The sequence below is a fragment of the Bacillus sp. jun7 genome (assembly GCF_051034795.1).
GTDB lineage: Bacteria > Bacillota > Bacilli > Bacillales > Bacillaceae > Bacillus > Bacillus velezensis.
In genome coordinates this window covers 3,709,706-3,729,073 of sequence record NZ_CP093219.1, presented here as the reverse complement: position 1 = coordinate 3,729,073, position 19,368 = coordinate 3,709,706, and the positions used below count along the sequence as shown (strand labels likewise).

The window sequence follows — 19,368 nt, the reverse complement described above, 5'->3', positions numbered from 1 at the left end:
TTACTTCCCCTTTCTCATCATGTTGCTCGGATAAATCTTTTTGTCTACTTTAAATGTAACGATTTGCAGGGGATGGCGGGCAGCATCAAGCTCGTTTCCGTCTTCGTCCCAAATAGTGCCGATTGTGAATGTGAAATTGTCGATTTCAGGACCGAAAAATTCCACTTCGTCACCTTGTTTAAAGAAATTGCGCTGCTGGAGCGTCACCATTTGAGTTTCCTCGTTATACGCGAGCACGAGACCGGCAAAATCAAATGTTGTTTTCTTTCCGTGTTCGCCGAACATCTGCTCTTCATACCCGGGCGTGCCTTCAAAGAAAGCAGGCGCGGTATCCCGGTTTGCACATTTGTCCAGCTCATCCAGCCATTCTTTTTGAATGACAAAGTTTTCAGGATCAGCGCAGTATGCGTCGATGACTTTGCGATACACGCTGACAACCGTCGCAACGTAATGAATCGATTTCATCCGGCCTTCAATTTTCAGACTGTCGATACCCATCTCGATCATTTGCGGAATGGATTCAATCAATTTTAAATCTTTCGGGCTCATCGCAAACGGAGCGTCTTCTTCGTCATAGAGCGCGACCGCGTTTGCACCGTCTGTCTGATACAGGTCATAATCCCAGCGGCAGGACTGACAGCAGCCGCCGCGGTTGGAATCCCGGGCTGTCATGTGATTGCTCAGCACGCATCGTCCTGAATAAGCGATACACATAGCGCCGTGGATAAAGGTTTCGATTTCAATATCCACCTTTTCCTTCATTTCTTTAATTTCCAGTCCGCTCGTTTCACGGGCAAGCACCACGCGGTCAAGCCCTTCTTCTTTCCAGAACTGCACCGCTTTCCAGTTGGAAAGGGACTGCTGTGTGCTGAGGTGAATTTCTACGTCCGGGGCCACTCTCCGGCATGTTTCAATAATCAGCGGATCAGCGACGATAATTCCGGCAACTTTTGCGTCTCCCAACGCTTTTAAGTATTCTTCCAGACCGTCCATATTTTCATTATGGGCGAAAATGTTTGTTGTCACATATATTTTTGCCCCGTATTTTTTGGCAAATTCTACGCCCTCTGCGATTTCTTCTATTGAGAAGTTATCCGCATTTGAGCGGAGTCCGTATTCCTGTCCTCCGATAAAAACCGCGTCCGCTCCGTAATGAACGGCAATTTTTAATTTTTCAAGGTTTCCTGCCGGAGCAAGGAGTTCAGGTTTTTTCGTAATGACGCGTTTTCCGTTTACGACTTTGGAAATGGTTTGATTTACGGCTGTCATCCGTTGCACCCTCCTTTTTAATAGACCGTTTCTTTAAAGAAGAATCCTGTGTCGATGCTTCTGTTCACAGGCTGAATGCTTTCAATCCGCTCTATCCAGCTCTCTTTTTTCTCTTCGTATGTCTCTCGGCTTTCAAAGCACAGATCGATTGCTTCTCTGTACATGCGGGTCACTTCAGTTAAGTATTCAGGAGACTTCAAAACTCCGTCAATTTTGAAAGAATCGATGCCGGCGTCCATCAGGTCCTCTAATTCATCAATCATGCACACATCGTTCGGGCTCATGATGTGCGTGCCGTTTTCATCTTCAAAAATCGGGTATTTATTGCCCCGTTCCTTGTCATGCAGAAACATTCCCGCTTCTTTTTTCTTCTGTTCGATGTCCATGACTTTTCCCTGGTATTCGAAGTAATGGCCCACTAAAGAACGCTTCGATTGGAACATGCACGTCATGCCGTGGATTTGAATTTCAATTTCCACTTCGGCGTTTTCTTTTATGTCAATGATGCTGTCCATATTTAATTCTTTAGCCAGCACTGCCCGCCGTGCGCCTTTGCGTCCCCAGTAATTGCAGGAATAGTAGTTGGTACCCGTTGTTTCCGTGCTCCAGTGCAGTTTGAGATCGGGAGCCGCTTCACGCGCCGCCATTAAAACGGCCGGATCACCGAAAACAGCCGCATCAACGCCGGCCTCCTGCAAAAAGGCAAGATAGCCGTTCAGCTCGTCCACTTTTTCGTTGTGAAAAATAGCATTGACGGCGGCGTACACTTTCGCGCCTTCCTGATGAGCTGTCTTTACGGCTTCTTTTATATCTTCTCTTGAAAATTCCCCGGCCAGTCTCAGGCCGTATCTCTGTTCTCCGACTAACAGGGCCGTTGCGCCCGCTTGAATGAGCGGAAGAATATCCTGTACAGAAGTCGGAGTCACCAAAAGTTCAGGTTTTTTCATGATCATTCACCTCTTCTTTTTACTGATGGCGATGCCGTCTCCGACCGGAAGTATGACCGTTTGATAGTCAGGCCGGTTCATCAGCCATTGGTTATATTGATCAATTTTTTCAACAAGCTTCCGTCTTCTTTTCGGCTCAATGTCCGAGTGATTTTGTGCCACCAGTCCTTTAAACAGAACATTGTCCGTAAAAATGACTCCATCCGGCGCAAGCATCGGTTCATAGAGCTCAAAAAAGTTCGTGTACTGGCCTTTGGCCGCGTCGATAAAAATGGCATCATAAGGAGCCGTGACACGGACAGACTCAGAAAGTTCCAGCGCATCCCCGTGCATTACGTGAATCCGTTTTTCCATTTCAAAGTCTTTTATATTGTTCACAGCTTCTTCATAGCGTTTGTCGTCCCGTTCAATCGTGTAAATATTCGCATCCGGAAGCTCAAGCGCCATCCGTATGGCGGAATATCCGATTGCCGCGCCGATTTCCAAAATGTTTTTCGCCTGTTGAATCGACAGCATTTGAAGCAGCACTTCAATACCCGCTTCTTCCATAATCGGAACATGGTGCTCTTTTGCATAGGCTTCAAGCTTTTTTACTTTATCAGGCCGAGGCTTCAGCATCGCGTTTATATACTCGTTTATTTGTTCATACCGATCATTCACGGCAAACAGCCTCCGTTCTAAAAAGGAGTGCCCCTGACGAATCCGCGGGGACACTCTCTTAAGACACTTCTTTATCCATAAGTAAACAACCCGATATATTTTATCATAAAACCTTTCAGAATGGAATAAAAGGAGAGCTTTTGCCCTCCTTTTATTCGCTGTCTTTTTTGGAAATATACTTTTCCTTCGCTTTATTATGGTCTTTTAATGTTTTGGTGAAAACGACCTCGCCGTTTGATTTTGCAAGGAAATAGAGATAATCCGTTTTGTCAGGGCGGAGAGCCGCTTCCCATGATGAATCACCGGCATTTGCAATCGGTCCCGGCGGCAAGCCCCTTATGTTTATACGTATTAAACGGAGAATCAATTTTCAGGTCTTTGTAGTAGACCCGGCTTTTATGCTTACCGGCCGCATATAATACCGTCGGGTCAGTCTGCAGCGGCATTTTTTCTGCAAGCCTGTTGTAAAAAACGCTGGCGATTTTGTGACGGTCGGCTTTGGCGGTGGCTTCTTCTTCAATAAGCGATGCCATCGTCAGCGCGTTATGGACGGAAAGTTTCTTTTTTTTCCAGTTCAGATTTATACGTTTCAACACGGGTGTTTGTTTCCTGAACCATTGCCGTCAAAATCGTGTCAAGCGATGCATCCGGATCATTAAACGGATATGTGGCCGGATACAGATAGCCTTCGAGCGGATGCTTGAGCTTCTTGTTTGAAAGTGCGTCCGTTATTGTATCAGGAAACTGTTTTTTCAGTTTGCCGATGAATGTTTTGTCATCCAGTTTTGCCATGATCTCTTCTTTTGAATATGATGTTTCTTTTGCGATCGCATCCGCAATCTGTGTAAGCTGTTTTCCTTCAGGAACGGAGATCTGAAAGGCATATCCCGTTGATCCCGCGGTCAGTTTTTTGATAATCGCATCCGCATCCATTCCTTTATTCAGGTGGTAAAATCCCGCCTGAAACCCGGAAGCGCCTTTATACTTCACATACAGCTGAAATGCTTTTTTGCTTTTGATGACATGCTGATCCTCAAGAATTTCAGCGATTGCCGAAACGGAAGAACCGCTCGGAATATTAATATTGACTGCCGTTTTGCTGCCTTTGTCAACCGGGGACAGCAGAGATTTTCCATAGAAAAAAGCACCGCAAATGATGATAAGCAGAGCGATCACGGAGGACAGTATTATCGTTGTTTTTTTGTTTTTACGCGGAAATGAATTTTTAGTCTGATTGATATTCATACAAGTATTTTCCTCCCAACAGCTCTTATACTACATGATTCATGTGCATTCGGCAATTTATTACAAAAAAAAGCCGAAGCACATATGCGCTCCGGCTTTTTCTGTTCATTTTATTCTTCGTCTTCTTCCGCTAAAAACGTGTTCAGCGTTTCTTCGATCATTTCCCACTCTTCATCAGTTTCAATCGGCATCAGTTCGCCGTCTTCACCGTTTTCGTTCGGTTCGAAGCTTGAAGCGTGAATTTCGATTTCATCATCGTCTTGAGCATCAATCGGATAATAAAGTACGTAAGATTTGTTGAATGTGTCGTTTTCAAATGTGAACAGCACTTCGCAAAGCTGTTCGTTGCCTTGATCATCGACAATTGTAATGTGTTTTTCGCCGTGTTCCATTTCTTTCACCTCTTAGTTTAAACTGTCCAGATATCCTTGAAGGATCATGACAGCCGCCATTTTATCAATGACTTTTTTTCGTTTTTGCCTGCTGACGTCAGCCGCGATCAGCATTTTTTCAGCCGCCATCGTCGTCAGACGCTCGTCCCACAGCACAACAGGGACATTGTACGCTGTTTCAAGCAGTTTCGCAAATGTTTGGCTGGCTTCGCCTCTCGGACCGATCGTCCCGTTCATGTTTTTCGGAAAACCGAGCACGATCTTCTCTACATTATAGTCTTTCATCAGCTCGGATAAACGGTCCAGACCGTAATCTCCTTCAGCCTCGTTTATTTTTATCGTCTCAATGCCTTGAGCGGTCCAGCCCATTTCATCGCTTAAAGCTACGCCGAGTGTTTTCGTACCAAGATCAAGTCCCAATATTCTCATGAATGTATTTACGCCTCTTTATGCTGTTCTAGATAGGATTTTACCAATTCCTCGATTAATTCGTCACGTTCCAGTTTGCGAATTAAGTTCCGGGCGTCGCGATGCCTAGGAATGTATGCAGGATCTCCAGACAGCAAGTATCCGACAATCTGGTTGATAGGATTGTACCCCTTTTCCTGAAGCGCATCATATACCGTATTCAGCACTTCTTCGACGTTTGTTTCAGCAGAATCATCGGAGAAATTAAATTTCATCGTTTTATCAAACGAGCTCACCGTTTTGCACCTCTTTCCCAAATTCGCAGGCAAAGTTCAGCCTGAGGTCCTCATCTTATCATCATTCTACACTAGTTGAAAGGATTATAAAACGGATTTTATCCAATCTTCCGCAGATGCGAGCGCCTCTTCCAATTTTTCAGGCTGCTTTCCGCCGGCCTGCGCCATGTCCGGACGGCCTCCGCCTCCGCCTCCGCAGACTTCAGCCGCTTGTTTGACCATTTTGCCGGCGTGAAGGCCTTTTTCGATCAGGTCTTTCGTCACGCCTGCTGAAAGGTTGACTTTCTCGTTTTGCACGGCGCCGAGAATGATGACCGCAGAACCGAGCTTCGCTTTCAGATCATCCACCATAGTGCGAAGGTGGTTCATGTCTTTCGCATTTACTTTTTCAGCCAGCACTTTTACGCCGCCGATGTCTTTTACTTTAGACAGAATGGCTCCGGCTTCCACATTGCCAAGTTTGCTGAGCAATGATTCATTTTCTCTTTGCGCTTCCTTCAGCTCTGCTTGAAGAGACTGAATTCGCTTCGGTACGTCTTTTACGTTTGATTTCAGCTCGTCCGCAGCGTGCTGCAGAAGGCTGAGCTGGCTGTTCATTTCCTGATAAGCGCCTTTTCCTGTTACGGCTTCGATTCTTCGCGTACCTGCGCCGATCCCTGATTCGGATACGATTTTAAACAGACCGATTTCAGCCGTATTCGTGACATGGCATCCGCCGCAAAGCTCAAGGCTGTAATCTCCGACTTGTACGACGCGGACGATATCGCCGTATTTCTCGCCGAACAGGGCCATCGCGCCCATTTCTTTCGCTTCATTGATCGGTTTCAAATCAATCGCTACCGGAATGCTCTCCCAGATTTTTTCGTTGACGATTCCTTCAATGCGTTCAAGTTCTTCTTTTGTCACTTGACCGAAATGAGAGAAGTCAAAACGCAGACGATTTTCGGTAACGAGTGAACCCGCTTGGTTGACATGTGTGCCGAGAACGTCTTTCAGCGCCTGGTGCAGAAGGTGGGTTGCTGTATGGTTTTTCACCACGCCGCTTCTCATTTGATCTTCAACTTCAGCCGTCACGCTTGCGCCTTTTTGAATCGTGCCGCTATCCACCGTGCCTTCGTGTACATGCTGACCGTTCGGAGCTTTTTTCACGTCCTTAATGGTTACGACAGCCTGCTCGCTTCTCAGCACTCCTCTGTCACCGATCTGTCCGCCGCTTTCAGCATAGAAAGGCGTTTTGTCGAGAAGGATTTGGACGGTATCCCCTTCCTGCGCCTCGCTGATTAATTGACCGTCATGAAGAAGCTCGATTACCGTCGCTTCAGCTTTTACGGAACTGTAGCCGACAAATGTGCTTTCTGCGGTAATGTCGCGCAATGCGCCGCCCTGCACCTGCATGCTTCCTACATCTTGGCGCGCATTTCTCGCCCGTTCACGCTGTTTTTCCATTTCGGCTTCAAAGCCTTTATGGTCAACCTTCATTTGCTCATCTTCCGCGTATTCCTCCGTCAATTCAACCGGGAATCCGTATGTATCGTACAGTTTGAATACGTCTTTTCCGGAGATGATGCCGCTGCCTTTTTCCTTCTCTTTCTTTATCACGTCGGATAAAATGGCCAGACCTTCGTTTAATGTTTCATGGAAGCGCTCTTCCTCCGTTTTGATGACTTTGGCAATAAACTCTTGCTTTTCTTTCACCTCCGGATAGAAAGCGTCCATAATTCCTGCAACAGTCGGTACCAGCTCGTACATAAACGGACGGCTGATACCGATTGTTTTCGCGTATCGTACAGCCCGGCGAAGGAGGCGTCTCAGAACATACCCGCGCCCTTCGTTTGACGGCAGAGCTCCGTCGCTTACCGCAAATGCGACCGTTCTGATATGATCGGCGATCACTTTAAAGGCCGTATCCTTCACTGCATCCTTTCCGTAAGCATCTCCGGAAATGCGCTCTGTTGCTTCAATAATCGGCATAAACAAATCAGTGTCAAAGTTTGTCGGGACGTCCTGAATCACGGAGACCATCCGTTCAAGCCCCATGCCCGTATCAATGTTTTTCTTCGGAAGCGGTGTGTACGTGCCGTCCGGGTTGTGGTTGAACTCTGAGAATACCAGGTTCCACACTTCAAGATAGCGGTCATTTTCGCCGCCCGGATACAATTCAGAATCTGACGGATCATTGCCGTATTTCTCGCCGCGGTCATAGAAAATTTCTGTATTCGGTCCGCTCGGGCCTTCGCCGATATCCCAGAAGTTCCCTTCCAGACGGATGATTCTTTCTTCCGGAACGCCGATTTTTTCCGCCCATAGCGTATAAGCTTCTTCATCCTCAGGGTGAACCGTTACAGACAGCAGCTCCGGATCAAAGCCGATCCACTTTTCGCTCGTTAAAAACTCCCAAGCCCACGTGATGGCTTCTTCTTTAAAATAATCACCGATGGAAAAATTTCCGAGCATCTCAAAGAACGTGTGGTGGCGCGCCGTTTTCCCCACATTTTCAATATCATTTGTGCGGATTGATTTTTGCGCGTTTACAATTCTCGGATTCTCCGGCACAACGCGGCCGTCAAAGTATTTTTTCAGCGTCGCAACGCCGCTGTTGATCCATAATAAAGACGGATCTTCATGCGGAACCAATGAGGCGCTCGGTTCAACGGCATGGCCTTTTTCTTTAAAGAAATCTAAAAACATTTGACGCACTTCAGCAGAAGTTAAGTGTTTCATCTATATTCCTCCTTATCACTACCCGAAATTCTCTTTTGCGACAGCAAAAAAGCTCTCTCCCTATGCAAACCATGCGTTCACACAGGGACGAGAGCTGTCTCGCGGTACCACCCTGATTACAGGCCGAAAAAGGCCTGTCACCTTTCATCCCGTAACGCAGGATTGCGGCAGCCTTTAACTGCACTCAGGATTAGCTTCGGCCGATCTTCTGCTGAAGCTCCTTTCAGCGTATCGGAGCTTCTCTCTTAAACAGGGCTTCGGCGTACTCATATCCGTCACTCGAGATTCGTATGTATTCTACTCGAAATTATAGACAAGCAGAACCCGAATGTCAATGTTCCGTCCTGATCCGCAAAAAGTGAATGGCCGTCACTTTTAAAACGGCTGCCGCCGGAACAGCGAGAATCATGCCGGGAATGCCCGCGAGCTCCCCTCCGGCAAGAAGCGCAAGCATGATCACGACGGGGTGCATCCTGAGACTTCGCCCGACAATGAGCGGGCTCAAAATGTTTCCTTCTATAAATTGAAGAATAAAAATCGTGACGATTACGATGATCACAGCCTTGGAGGAAATCGCCAGCGATAGGAGCAGCGCCGGCACAGCGCCGATAAACGGACCGAAATACGGGATGACATTCGTAATCCCGATGGCAAGGCCCAAAATCAGCGGGTAAGGAAGCCCGAACAGCCAAAATGAAACGCCGGCTATGAACCCGAGCAAAAAACAAACGAGAAGCTGACCGCGGATGTAATCACCGAGAGAGTCGTCCACATCCCGCAGAAATTCACTCCCCCTTTTTCTCCAGGATTTCGGCGTCAAATACCAGACCGTCTTTTTCATAACGTCTATATCCTTCACCATATAGAACACGAGAAAAGGAATCGTCGCCGCGATCAGGATATAATCAAGCACGAAACGGATGCTTCTGATCGTGCTTTCAATCGTGCCGGCAAGAAACGTTTCTGTCTGCTGAATCATTTTGTCCATCCGATGGTGCATGCCGTCAGGCCAATGATCTGTGTGATTATGCAGATGCCTCAGCATGCTGTTGTAGTTTTCGGCAAGACCGGGAATGCTCTCAGACAGATCCTGCAGCTGTTCAATTAAAACAGGAACCCCTTTATAAACCCCCCCAGCCGATTCCGCCGAAAAACAGGCAATAAATCAGAAGCAGGCTTAAAGTTCTAGGCATCCCTTTTCTATGAAGCCATTCAGTAATCGGAAGTAAAAGATAAGCAATAAATACTGCGATGAATATAGGAATAAAGAGAGATTTTATAACAAGCCAAATGGGAGACCATAACATATCGAGCATGCAAAAGACATACACTGTTAACAAAACGAGCAGACATACAGCCGTCCACATTAAGAGCTGCAGCGGTTTTTGAAGCATGACGTTTCACCTCTTGCTTTATCTTTTGACAGAAAGCCGGAATTATTCCCGATTCATAAACTCCGCCTTATGACGCAGACCTCTTGACGGAAATAATTATCAGAAATTACGAAATAATCTAACTAATATTCATAAAAGTCTGTATAACCATCGTAATGTGTTAAAGGATTTCAAAACTGTCCAGTCAATATGACTCATGTTTTTTAAGGAGGATGGCCATGATTTCATTTCAGGATGTAAATAAGCACTACGGACATTTCCACGTGCTGAAAAACATTAATCTGCACATTAAAAAAGGGGAAGTCGTCGTTATCATCGGACCTTCAGGATCGGGAAAAAGCACACTTCTCCGCTGCATTAATCAGATGGAAACAGTTGATGGAGGCGCCTTAACGGTAAACGGCGTCTCCATCCATGACAAGAAAACGGATATCAATCAGGTCCGCCGGAATATCGGCATGGTGTTTCAGCATTTTCATCTGTACCCGCACAAAACCGTTCTGCAAAATATCATGCTCGCACCGATCAAAGTGCTCAAGCAATCAAAAGAAGAAGCAAAGGAAACGGCTTTATACTATTTGAAAAAAGTCGGTATACCGGACAAAGCGGACGCTTATCCTTCACAGCTTTCCGGCGGCCAGCAGCAGCGTGTCGCCATCGCCAGGGGGCTTGCGATGAAGCCCGAAATTATGCTGTTTGATGAACCCACATCCGCGCTTGATCCGGAAATGATCGGGGAAGTGCTGGATGTCATGAAAACACTTGCAAAGGAAGGCATGACCATGGCAGTCGTCACACATGAAATGGGATTCGCAAAAGAAGTGGCGGACCGCATCGTGTTTATCGACGGCGGATCCATCTTAGAAGAAGCTGCACCGGCTGAATTTTACGAAAGCCCCCGTGAAGAGAGGGCGCGTTTATTCTTAAGCCGTATTTTAAATCACTGAAAAGAAACGGAGGAGCGCTTATGTCACGCGTAACAAAATGGTTGTCATTCGGATTGATATCACTGCTGGCCGTCTTTATGCTGGCAGCCTGCGGAGGGAAAGAAACGTCCGGGGATTCAAAAGGAACGGGAAAAGACACGTTAGCCTCTATTAAAGACAGAGACAAAATCATCTTCGGCGTCAAAACCGACACGAGGTTATTCGGGCTGAAAAACCCAAGCTCCGGTGATATTGAAGGCTTCGATATTGATATCTCAAAACAGCTCGCAAAAGATATTCTGGGGGATGAGAAGAAAGCGGAATTTAAAGAAGTGACGTCAAAAACGAGAATTCCGATGCTGCAAAACGGCGATATCGACGCCATCACCGCCACGATGACGATAACGGATGAGCGGAAAAAAGAAGTTGATTTCTCAGATGTTTATTTTGAAGCCGGGCAATCCCTGCTCGTCAAAAAAGGAAGCAGCATCAAAAGCACCGAAGACCTGGGAAAAGGCTCAAAAGTATTAGCGGTAAAAGGCTCCACTTCCTCACAGAACATCAGAGAAAAAGCGCCTGACGCCTCAGTGCTGGAATTTGAAAATTACGCCGAAGCGTTCACTGCGCTTAAAGCGGGACAGGGAGATGCGCTCACAACCGATAATGCGATTTTATACGGCATGGCGGATGAAAATAAACAATATCAGCTGACGGGCGAAACCTTCACCGATGAACCTTACGGAATCGCCGTCAAAAAAGGCCAATCCGGCCTTGTCAAAAAAATCAACGCCTCTTTGAAAAAAATGAAAGCCGACGGCAGGTACGAAAAAATCTATAAAAAATGGATAAAAGAAGAACCGGCAAAATAGGACGGACCGCGGGATGAGCAGGCATGCTCATCCCCGTTTTATAAGGAGTGACATAGATGAACTTTTCAATTTTAACGGAAAACTTCGATATGTATATGGACGGTTTCCTGCACACATTGCTTGCGAGCTTCATCGCGCTGGCAGGCAGCTTTGCGGTGGGCGTTCTGATCGCAGTCATGAGAATCACGGCTTTCAAACCCCTTCAATGGATCGGCACTGCGTATGTGGAATTTATCCGGAACATCCCTCTTCTCCTCATCACATTCGTTTTTTATTTCGGACTTCCGAACGCCGGGCTGAGACTGGACGGCTTTCAGGCGGGAACGATTGCGCTTACGATTTACACGTCCGCCTTTATCGCAGAAGCCATCAGAGCCGGAATTCAGACTGTCCCCAAAGGGCAGATGGAAGCGGCCAGATCGTCAGGCTTCACCTACAGTCAGGCGATGAGATATATCATTCTTCCTCAGGCCGTAAAAATCGTCATTCCCCCGCTCGGAAACCAATTTCTCAACCTTGTCAAAAACTCATCAATACTCGGAGTGGTGGCGGGACTCGATTTGATGTATCAGGCGGATCTCGTGTCCTCGAGCACTCTTGTCGTGTTTGATGTCTATATTTTCGTCGCGCTTTTTTATTTGATATTAACGATCCCGCTCAGCATCGGGGTTCACTATTTGGAAAGACGTCTCGGAAAGAGTTATTAGAGAAGGAGAGTGAATAACATGGATTTTAGCGGCGCCTATACACCTGACCACCTGCTGTTTTTATGGGACGGCTTTTTGGTCACACTTTATGTTGCGCTGATCTCCATTGTCCTGAGTTTTATGTTCGGGCTTGCCGCCGGTACTTTGCGCTATGCGAACATTCCTATCGTCTCGGGCATTATAGCGGCCATTGTGGAAACAATCCGCAACCTGCCGCTGTTATTAATCATTTTCTTTACGTTTTTTGCCCTTCCGGAAATCGGGATCAAACTGGAAATTACCGCGGCCGCCATCACGGCGCTGACGATTTTTGAATCGGCCATGCTGTCAGAAATCATCAGAAGCGGTTTGCAATCCGTTGACAAAGGACAGATTGAAGCGGCGCATTCTTCAGGACTGACGTACACGCAGACTCTTTTTCTCGTCGTCATGCCGCAGGCGCTCAGGCGTATGGTTCCTCCGATTGTGAGCCAGTTTATCTCCTTATTAAAGGATACGTCACTTGCGGTCGTCATCGCTCTGCCCGAACTGATTCATAACGCGCAGATTTTAAACGGACAAAGCGCTGACGGGGGGTATTTTTTCCCGATCTTTCTGCTGGCGGCCCTGATGTATTTCGCGGTCAATTACAGCCTGTCTCTCGCAGCCAGACGGCTGGAAGCGAGACAAACGTAAAAAGGATACTTCCGGAGAAGTATCCTTTTTTCTGCTTAAAACATTTTCATGACTCGTCTTCTCATCCGTTTCATCCCTTTTTTATTCAGCATATCGGACTGAGAAGCCATACGATACATAACGGCTCCAGCTCCTAAAGCCAACAGAGAGGTCATTGTTCTGCCCATCGCGCGTATCTCCTTTCAACTTTAAAAATTGATACTGCGTTCGTCTTCAGAAAACAAATCATCAAGACTGCTTAACGTGCCGTCTTCCTCTACTTGATGTGTCGCAATTTTGCCTTTGGCCACCGTCAGCTCAATGAAGCAGCCCCAGCAATAGTATTGGTTTACGCCGATTTTGCCGATATCTTTACTTTTGCAGTTCGGACATACAAGCACAGACTACACCTCTTATCCGTTCAGGACGATGCCTTCTTTCCCCGCTTCAATAAGCGTATCGGCGGCGCGGCGCACTTGGCGTCTGCCAGCCAGATCTGAAAAGAAGCCGTCCGAGAGTTCATATGCTACGATTATGCCCCTGTCCAAACAAAAGTATACATCTTCCAGCAAACCGAACATTTCACCATCAGGCGATTTCACCGGCTGCATTTTAATCTGTTCAAAGGTGAAACAGCTCTTCGGCAAAGGCTGCAAATGAGCATGACCGGCAGCTACGGCTTCTTGATCCATCTCTTTTATATCACTTGCCCCTAAAAAAAGATGGCGGTTGTGAAACAAGCGTTTCTGCTCCAGCACGAAACCGAGAAACCGGCCGTCCAGAGAGAAACATACATCCGATATCATTCCAAGACTGCGCCCGGTGTTTTCGTCATATACTGTTCGTCCTTCAGCTGCATGGCATGTTCTCAAAGTGTGATCAACCACCTTTTGTTGAACACGTATAGGTTTTGCCAAGAAGCCGGGCAGCATACTTTGAAATGACTTCCACAGGCGAAAACCCGGCGCATAAACATACGCCGGGTTTTATTTACGCTTTTTCTTCCATAAAGTCAAAAGGCGTGATGCCTTCCATTCCGATGTTCGCATCGTATACACTGAACGGCAGCTCTTTTTGCAGGGCGGCCAGTTCTGCATCCATCTCTTCAGTCTGCTCTGTGAGCCTGTTTTTAAGCGATGTCTGTCTGACGGTGGCATCATTGTTTTTGACGCCCCATTCAAGCGCTTCTTCTTCTCCGCAAAGAATCAGGAATTTTTTCGCTCTTGTAATGGCGGTATAAAGCAGATTTCTCCTGAGCATTCGATAGTAGCCTTTGACGACAGGCAGGACGACAATCGGGAATTCGCTTCCCTGCGACTTATGGATGGAACAGCAGTACGCGTGGGTAAACTGGCTGAAATCCTTTTTCGTAAAGGTGATTTCGTTGCCGTCAAACGAGACGACGACCATGTCTTCTTTTTCCGTATTTTCTTTGGCATAAAAAATGGACACGATTTCGCCGATATCGCCGTTAAACACATTGTTTTCCGGCTGGTTGACAAGCTGCAATATTTTATCGCCCGTCCTGTAGACGACATCCCCGAATTTCAGCTCCCGCCTTTTTTCTTCAGGCGGATTCATGATGTCCTGAAGAAGCATGTTCAGCTCGTTAATTCCCGCTTTTCCCCTGTACATCGGGGCAAGCACTTGAATATCTCTGGAGGTATACCCCTTTTTTAACGCGTTCGAGACGACCTGGTCCACGACTTCTTTAATCTGTGAAGAATTACAGCGGATAAATGAGCGGTCCTTTGTCGGCGCGGTCAGCCCCTTTGGAAGCAGCCCTTTTTTCATATCATGGGCAAGTTCCACAATGGATGATCCTTCAGCCTGACGGTAAATATCTGTCAGGCGTACGGTCGGCAGCACCTCAGAAGCCAAAAGGTCTCTGAGCACCTGCCCCGGTCCTACTGAAGGAAGCTGGTCTTCATCACCGACTATAATGAGCTGAATGTGCTTAGGAAGCGCCTTAAACAAATGGCTGGCGAGCCAAATATCGAGCATACTCGCTTCGTCTATAATGATCAGTTTTCCTTCAATCGGCTGATCTTCATTATAGGTAAAGCCTTCAGCGCCATTCCAGCCAAGCAGCCTGTGAATCGTAACAGCCGGCAGACCCGTAGATTCGCTCATTCGTTTTGCGGCTCTTCCGGTCGGCGCGGCAAGCAGCACCGGAAATGCTTCATCTTTTTTATAATCACCAGGGTCAAGCGATACTCCGTGCAGTTCACTGTATAATTCCACGATTCCTTTAATAACGGTCGTTTTCCCCGTTCCCGGTCCCCCGGTCAGTAAAAGCATCGGTGAAGACAGCGCTTTTTGAATGGCATCCTTTTGGCTTGGTGCGTATTGAACATTCATCCGTTCTTCCAGTTCACCGAGTGCAAGCAGAAATTCCGATTCAGGAAACTGATCGGCATACTCCGTCTGGGCCGCAATGTCGAGCACGCGTTTTGCGACGTTTTGTTCCGCATAAAACAAGGACGGAAAATAGCAGCGCTCTCCTTCGATGACGATATCCTTACTCTCCCCGAGGGCGATGATGCCGTCAGCCGCATCCATTTCCGTGACGCGGCCGCCTTCAGCTGACTGATTCAGAAGCGTTTGCGTATTGATAATCAGCTGCTTTGTCTCTATGTACGTATGGCCCTCTGAAAGACAGGTCGATTCAATCGTATATAAGATTGCCGCTTTGATCCGCTCCGGGTGGTTTCCTGACAGACCCATTTTTCCGCCCAGCTCGTCAGCTTTCACAAAGCCGATGCCTTCAACGTCTTTTACAAGCTGATAAGGATTTTCCTGAATTTTCTCCAAGGTTTCCGTTTCGTAGGCCTGATATATTTTCATGGATAGCTGGGGCCCGAAACCGTATTGGTTCAGAGAGATCATAATCTGCTCAAGACCCTGATGCCGCTGCAGCTCTCCCGCCAGTTTGTCCGCTTTCTTTTTTGACATTTTCGGCACATCATAAAGCACCGATGCATCAGCCAGAATTTTATTGAGCGCGCCGTCTCCAAGCTTTTTGACGATTTCTTCCGCCGTTTTTTTTCCGATTCCTTCAAACAGATCACTTGATAAATAGTGAATGATCCCTTCTTTTGTGGTCGGAATTTCTTTTTTAAAGTGTTCAGCCTGAAATTGCAGGCCGAACTTAGGATGCGTGGCGGTTTTTCCGTAAAATGTGTAGGTCTCATCTTCTTGCAGCAGAGGGAAGTAGCCCGTTACGGATACGACCTTGTCTTCGATCGCCTCAGACGTTTCTGCAACCTTGACTTTCAGCACTGTATACAGGTTGGTGTCATTATGATAAATGACCGTATGAATGACGCCTTTTACATACGGCTGTTCTTCGATGTTCAGCTGATCCACGAGCCTTCCCTCCTTTTGTTATGACTGGGTGATAAGCTGTTTCGCATGAAGCGCAAGCATATGATCAGGCTGTATGCCGATTGCGCCTTCCAGCATCTCAAGCGCCTTTTCACGATTTTCTTTGTATGCGTAAGCGACCCCGGCATTATAAAATGCGTCCGCGTGGCCCGGATCCTGCTCGATCACCGTCTCAAACTGCGCAAGAGCTTCATCCAGCATTTCTTCATTTGCGAGACACATTCCGAACTGGAAGCGCGCTTCCGTGTCATTTTCGTTTAATTCAACGGCACGCTGCAAATACGGCAGTGCAAGCTTCGTCCGCTCTAATTTAACGAGAACGGTCCCCAGCATATAAAACAAATCTCCGTTTTCCATTCCGGAGCGAAGCGCTTTTTCAAACATATCCTTCGCTTCGGAAAACGATTCTTTCATCACATATACGTTTCCCGCACCGTAATAAGCGGCTGCCGCCGAATTGTCCAATTCAAGCGCTCTGTTATAGAATGCAAGCGCCCGTTCGAGTTCGTTCACAGAAGAAAGCAGATTTGCGAAGTTGATGTACGGCACCGGGTCTTGGCCGTTTTCCTCAATCGCTTTCGTAAAAGCCTCTGCCGCTTTTTCAAAATCGCCCTCCTGCATGGCGTCAATCCCGATTTTATTATAATCCATTTTTAACTTCCTTTCGCTAAAAAACCCCAACATGCGAGTTGAGGTTTTTTACATGTGTTATACGTACCACAGTTTTGTTCCGTCTTTATAAACGTCATCTATCGTTCCGCCGCCGAGGCACTCTTCTCCGTCATAAAAAACGACGGCTTGTCCCGGCGTAACGGCGCGTACCTGCCCGTCAAAAATGATTTCCGCTTCATCATCACCCGTCATTTTCACCGTTACTTTGTGATCTTCCTGACGGTAGCGGAATTTCGCCGTGCATGTCATTTCGCCGCTGTCCATCAGACCGAGACGCGTCCAGCTGACATTTGTCGCCGTGATCTTATCGGAATACAGAAGCGGATTATGGAATCCTTGATCAACATACAGAATGTTTTTTTCAAGATCTTTACCGACGGCGAACCACGGCTCGCCGCTTCCGCCGATTCCAAGACCGTGGCGCTGTCCGATTGTATAATACATCAGACCGTCATGACGCCCTTTTATTTCTCCGTCCATTGTCATCATATCGCCCGGCTGAGCGGGGAGATATTGGCTGAGAAACGTTTTGAAGTTGCGTTCGCCGATAAAGCAGATTCCCGTGCTGTCTTTTTTCGCAGCTGTCGCAAGTTCCGCTTCTTTGGCGATTTCCCGCACGCGGCTTTTTTGCAGATCACCGATCGGGAACATGACTTTGCTGAGCTGTTCCTGATTGAGCTGATTCAGAAAATAAGTCTGGTCCTTGTTTTCATCCAGACCGCGGAGCATGCGCACTGTACCTGCGCTTCTATCCACGCGGGCGTAATGGCCCGTCGCAAGATAATCCGCGCCGAGTGACAAAGCATGATCCAAGAAAGCCTTAAACTTAATTTCTTTATTGCACATGACATCCGGATTGGGGGTTCTTCCGGCTTTATATTCATCAAGGAAATATTGAAATACCTTTTCCCAATATTGCTTCTCAAAATTGACGGCATAATACGGAATTCCGATCTGGTTGCAGACCCGGATGACGTCTTCATAATCTTCCGTCGCCGTGCAAAAACCGTTTTCGTCCGTATCATCCCAGTTTTTCATAAAGATTCCGATTACATCGTAGCCCTGCTCCTTCAGCAGAAGGGCCGCCACGGAAGAGTCCACGCCGCCGGACATGCCGACTACGACTCTTGTATCCTCCGGCCGTTTTTCCATTTGCATTCACTCCATTAAAAACGTAAGTCCGCCGTTTTAAGCAAGCCGTTTAACGACGGCGGCAAGCTTTTCGGCGGCTGTTTCGATTTGTTCCGCCGTATTGCCGAGGCCGAAGCTGAGGCGGATTGACGAAGTCAGCCTGCCGCTTTCACTTCCGAACATGGCCGTAAGCACATGGGACGGAAGAACGGATCCCGCTGTACAAGCAGATCCGCTGGATACGGCAATGCCTTCCATGTCAAGATTGACCAGCAGCGCTTCCACCGGCACACCGGGAAAGTAAAGGTTTAAAATATGAGGCAGGCATTTCTCGGCATCTCCGTTCACCTCCGCTGTGACGCCGGCTTCTTCCAGCGTGCTCATGATGATGTTCTTAAACTCCTTATACTTCGCTGTTTTCTCTTCCCTCTCACGGTTTGAAAGGACGACCGCTTCTTTTAAGCCGGCGATGCCCGGTACATTTTCCGTCCCCGCGCGGCGCTTTCGTTCCTGCTCTCCCCCAAGAAGAATCGGTGACAGCTTCACCTCTTGATTTACATATAAAAAGCCTGTCCCTTTAGGCCCGTTAAGCTTGTGACCGGAAACAGACAGCATGTCAATTCTGCTTTTTTTCACATCAATCGGCATATAACCGAATGCCTGAACGGCATCTGTGTGAAAATAGGCCTGGTGCCCGCTTAACAGCTCTCCGATTTCGTCAATCGGCTGAATGGTTCCGACTTCGTTATTGCCATACATGACGGTAACAAGGATTGTATCATCACGGAGCGCTTCTTTCACCTGATTTGCACTGATCCGTCCTGAAGGGCCGGGGATGAGGTATGTCACCTCAAAGCCGTCTTCTTCCAGCTTTTCGCAGGCGTGCAATACAGCATGATGCTCAACAGCGGTCGTAATGATATGCTTTCCTTCATTCTTCCGGGCGGCAGCCGTTCCGAAAATCGCTAAATTATCAGCCTCCGTGCCGCCGCTTGTGAAAATAATTTCCTGTTCTTTCGCACTGATTTGGCGCGCGATGTCCGCTCTCGCTTCATCGACCCATTTCCGGGATTCTCTCCCGAATGAATGAATGCTTGACGGGTTGCCGAAACTGCCGAAGAAATGGGGCTTCATTTCTTCGAGCACACGTTCATCCATCGGGGAAGTCGCGGCATGATCTAAATAAATCCGTTCCATTGTCTTTACACCTCTGGTTTAAATATAGAACATATAAGCTTCCTGCTCGCCGTCCGTGTAGCTCGCAAGGTCTTCTAACGTCGTGCTGTCCAGCACGTCTTTTACAGCGTCGCGGATGCGGATCCATAACTCCCGCTTGGCAGGCTCTTCATTCTCAAGCACTTCTACCGGGCTGATCGGCCCTTCCAGCACTCTGATAATATCTCCGGCCGTTATCTCTTCAGGCTGGCCCCCGAGCACGTAACCCCCGTAAGCGCCTCTGATGCTTTTTACGAGTCCGGCGTTTCTGAGCGGTGATACAAGCTGTTCCAAGTAATGCTCAGAAAGGCTGTTTGTTTGGGCGATGCTTTTGAGCGACGTCGGACCGTCTCCGTGCTTTTTCGCCAATTCAATCATAATGGTGAGCCCGTATCTTCCCTTTGTCGATATTTTCAATATGAACACCCCAGTCAATTCTAATTGTTAATTTATACAAGTAAATGGATATGAATAA

At 47.4% G+C, this 19,368-nt stretch carries 19 protein-coding genes, 2 pseudogenes and 1 other annotated feature; of the genes and pseudogenes, 4 read left to right on the top strand and 17 right to left on the bottom strand.

The genetic code is table 11. From position 1 onward, the window contains the following. The 9 genes and pseudogenes from MJQ52_RS18515 to MJQ52_RS18475 form a co-directional block, all read right to left on the bottom strand. Positions 1 to 1,269: a peptidase U32 family protein gene (locus MJQ52_RS18515; protein ID WP_003152759.1), complete on the bottom strand. Its 1,269-nt coding sequence runs from the start codon at positions 1,267 to 1,269 to the stop codon at positions 1 to 3. Between the two features lie 17 nt (positions 1,270 to 1,286). Next, complete coding sequence (locus tag MJQ52_RS18510; RefSeq protein ID WP_003152757.1) at positions 1,287 to 2,216, bottom strand: peptidase U32 family protein; 930 nt, start codon at positions 2,214 to 2,216, stop codon at positions 1,287 to 1,289. A 6-nt stretch (positions 2,217 to 2,222) separates the two neighbouring features. Further along, the gene (locus MJQ52_RS18505) at positions 2,223 to 2,876 is read right to left on the bottom strand and encodes an O-methyltransferase (RefSeq protein WP_003152755.1); all 654 of its coding nucleotides are present in this window, start codon (positions 2,874 to 2,876) and stop codon (positions 2,223 to 2,225) included. A gap of 151 nt (positions 2,877 to 3,027) precedes the next feature. Beyond that, positions 3,028 to 4,121 (bottom strand): annotated as a pseudogene (gene mltG / locus MJQ52_RS18500) (endolytic transglycosylase MltG). Positions 4,122 to 4,231: 110 nt separating this feature from the next. After that, positions 4,232 to 4,513, bottom strand: a complete 282-nt coding sequence (locus MJQ52_RS18495; RefSeq protein ID WP_003152751.1) for a DUF1292 domain-containing protein — start codon at positions 4,511 to 4,513, stop codon at positions 4,232 to 4,234. A 12-nt stretch (positions 4,514 to 4,525) separates the two neighbouring features. Beyond that, on the bottom strand, positions 4,526 to 4,942 hold the full coding sequence (ruvX, locus tag MJQ52_RS18490; protein WP_003152750.1) for a Holliday junction resolvase RuvX: 417 nt from the start codon (positions 4,940 to 4,942) through the stop codon (positions 4,526 to 4,528). A gap of 8 nt (positions 4,943 to 4,950) precedes the next feature. Then, positions 4,951 to 5,217 (bottom strand): IreB family regulatory phosphoprotein, encoded by a 267-nt coding sequence (locus MJQ52_RS18485; protein WP_012118070.1) that lies wholly within the window; start codon positions 5,215 to 5,217, stop codon positions 4,951 to 4,953. Positions 5,218 to 5,301: 84 nt separating this feature from the next. Continuing rightward, the gene (gene alaS, locus MJQ52_RS18480) at positions 5,302 to 7,938 is read right to left on the bottom strand and encodes an alanine--tRNA ligase (protein WP_094247707.1); all 2,637 of its coding nucleotides are present in this window, start codon (positions 7,936 to 7,938) and stop codon (positions 5,302 to 5,304) included. A gap of 80 nt (positions 7,939 to 8,018) precedes the next feature. Continuing rightward, positions 8,019 to 8,226, bottom strand: a binding site (T-box leader). A gap of 43 nt (positions 8,227 to 8,269) precedes the next feature. Next, positions 8,270 to 9,332, bottom strand: a pseudogene (locus MJQ52_RS18475) (AI-2E family transporter). Between the two features lie 218 nt (positions 9,333 to 9,550). Here MJQ52_RS18475 and MJQ52_RS18470 point away from each other — a divergent pair. Genes MJQ52_RS18470 through MJQ52_RS18455 form a run of 4 tightly spaced genes read left to right on the top strand, consistent with a single transcriptional unit; the run spans position 9,551 to position 12,509 of the window. Further along, on the top strand, positions 9,551 to 10,279 hold the full coding sequence (locus MJQ52_RS18470) for an amino acid ABC transporter ATP-binding protein (RefSeq protein WP_094247706.1): 729 nt from the start codon (positions 9,551 to 9,553) through the stop codon (positions 10,277 to 10,279). 20 nt (positions 10,280 to 10,299) lie between these two features. Then, positions 10,300 to 11,127: a transporter substrate-binding domain-containing protein gene (locus MJQ52_RS18465; protein ID WP_094247705.1), complete on the top strand. Its 828-nt coding sequence runs from the start codon at positions 10,300 to 10,302 to the stop codon at positions 11,125 to 11,127. A 56-nt stretch (positions 11,128 to 11,183) separates the two neighbouring features. Beyond that, positions 11,184 to 11,834 (top strand): amino acid ABC transporter permease, encoded by a 651-nt coding sequence (locus MJQ52_RS18460; protein WP_058906206.1) that lies wholly within the window; start codon positions 11,184 to 11,186, stop codon positions 11,832 to 11,834. An 18-nt stretch (positions 11,835 to 11,852) separates the two neighbouring features. After that, entirely contained in the window at positions 11,853 to 12,509 is a 657-nt protein-coding gene (locus tag MJQ52_RS18455; protein ID WP_434181846.1) for an amino acid ABC transporter permease, read from the top strand. Between the two features lie 35 nt (positions 12,510 to 12,544). Here the strand turns inward: MJQ52_RS18455 and MJQ52_RS18450 are convergent, their stop codons facing one another. From MJQ52_RS18450 to cymR, 8 genes are all read right to left on the bottom strand, one after another. Beyond that, positions 12,545 to 12,676, bottom strand: a complete 132-nt coding sequence (locus tag MJQ52_RS18450) for a YrzQ family protein (protein ID WP_003152741.1) — start codon at positions 12,674 to 12,676, stop codon at positions 12,545 to 12,547. A 21-nt stretch (positions 12,677 to 12,697) separates the two neighbouring features. Then, positions 12,698 to 12,889 carry a hypothetical protein gene (locus tag MJQ52_RS18445; protein ID WP_003152738.1) on the bottom strand — a complete coding sequence of 64 codons (192 nt, stop codon included), beginning with the start codon at positions 12,887 to 12,889 and terminating at the stop codon, positions 12,698 to 12,700. A 12-nt stretch (positions 12,890 to 12,901) separates the two neighbouring features. Beyond that, positions 12,902 to 13,360: a PRC-barrel domain-containing protein gene (locus tag MJQ52_RS18440; RefSeq protein ID WP_017418223.1), complete on the bottom strand. Its 459-nt coding sequence runs from the start codon at positions 13,358 to 13,360 to the stop codon at positions 12,902 to 12,904. Between the two features lie 118 nt (positions 13,361 to 13,478). After that, complete coding sequence (gene recD2, locus MJQ52_RS18435) at positions 13,479 to 15,857, bottom strand: SF1B family DNA helicase RecD2 (RefSeq protein ID WP_094247704.1); 2,379 nt, start codon at positions 15,855 to 15,857, stop codon at positions 13,479 to 13,481. Positions 15,858 to 15,875: 18 nt separating this feature from the next. Beyond that, positions 15,876 to 16,496, bottom strand: a complete 621-nt coding sequence (locus tag MJQ52_RS18430) for a tetratricopeptide repeat protein (RefSeq protein ID WP_094247928.1) — start codon at positions 16,494 to 16,496, stop codon at positions 15,876 to 15,878. 87 nt (positions 16,497 to 16,583) lie between these two features. After that, the gene (gene mnmA, locus MJQ52_RS18425) at positions 16,584 to 17,699 is read right to left on the bottom strand and encodes a tRNA 2-thiouridine(34) synthase MnmA (protein WP_094247703.1); all 1,116 of its coding nucleotides are present in this window, start codon (positions 17,697 to 17,699) and stop codon (positions 16,584 to 16,586) included. Between the two features lie 36 nt (positions 17,700 to 17,735). Next, positions 17,736 to 18,875, bottom strand: a complete 1,140-nt coding sequence (locus tag MJQ52_RS18420) for a cysteine desulfurase family protein (protein ID WP_058906211.1) — start codon at positions 18,873 to 18,875, stop codon at positions 17,736 to 17,738. Between the two features lie 18 nt (positions 18,876 to 18,893). Then, positions 18,894 to 19,310, bottom strand: coding sequence for a cysteine metabolism transcriptional regulator CymR (gene cymR, locus MJQ52_RS18415; protein ID WP_094247702.1), 417 nt, complete (start codon positions 19,308 to 19,310; stop codon positions 18,894 to 18,896). Between the last annotated feature and the right edge of the window lie 58 nt (positions 19,311 to 19,368).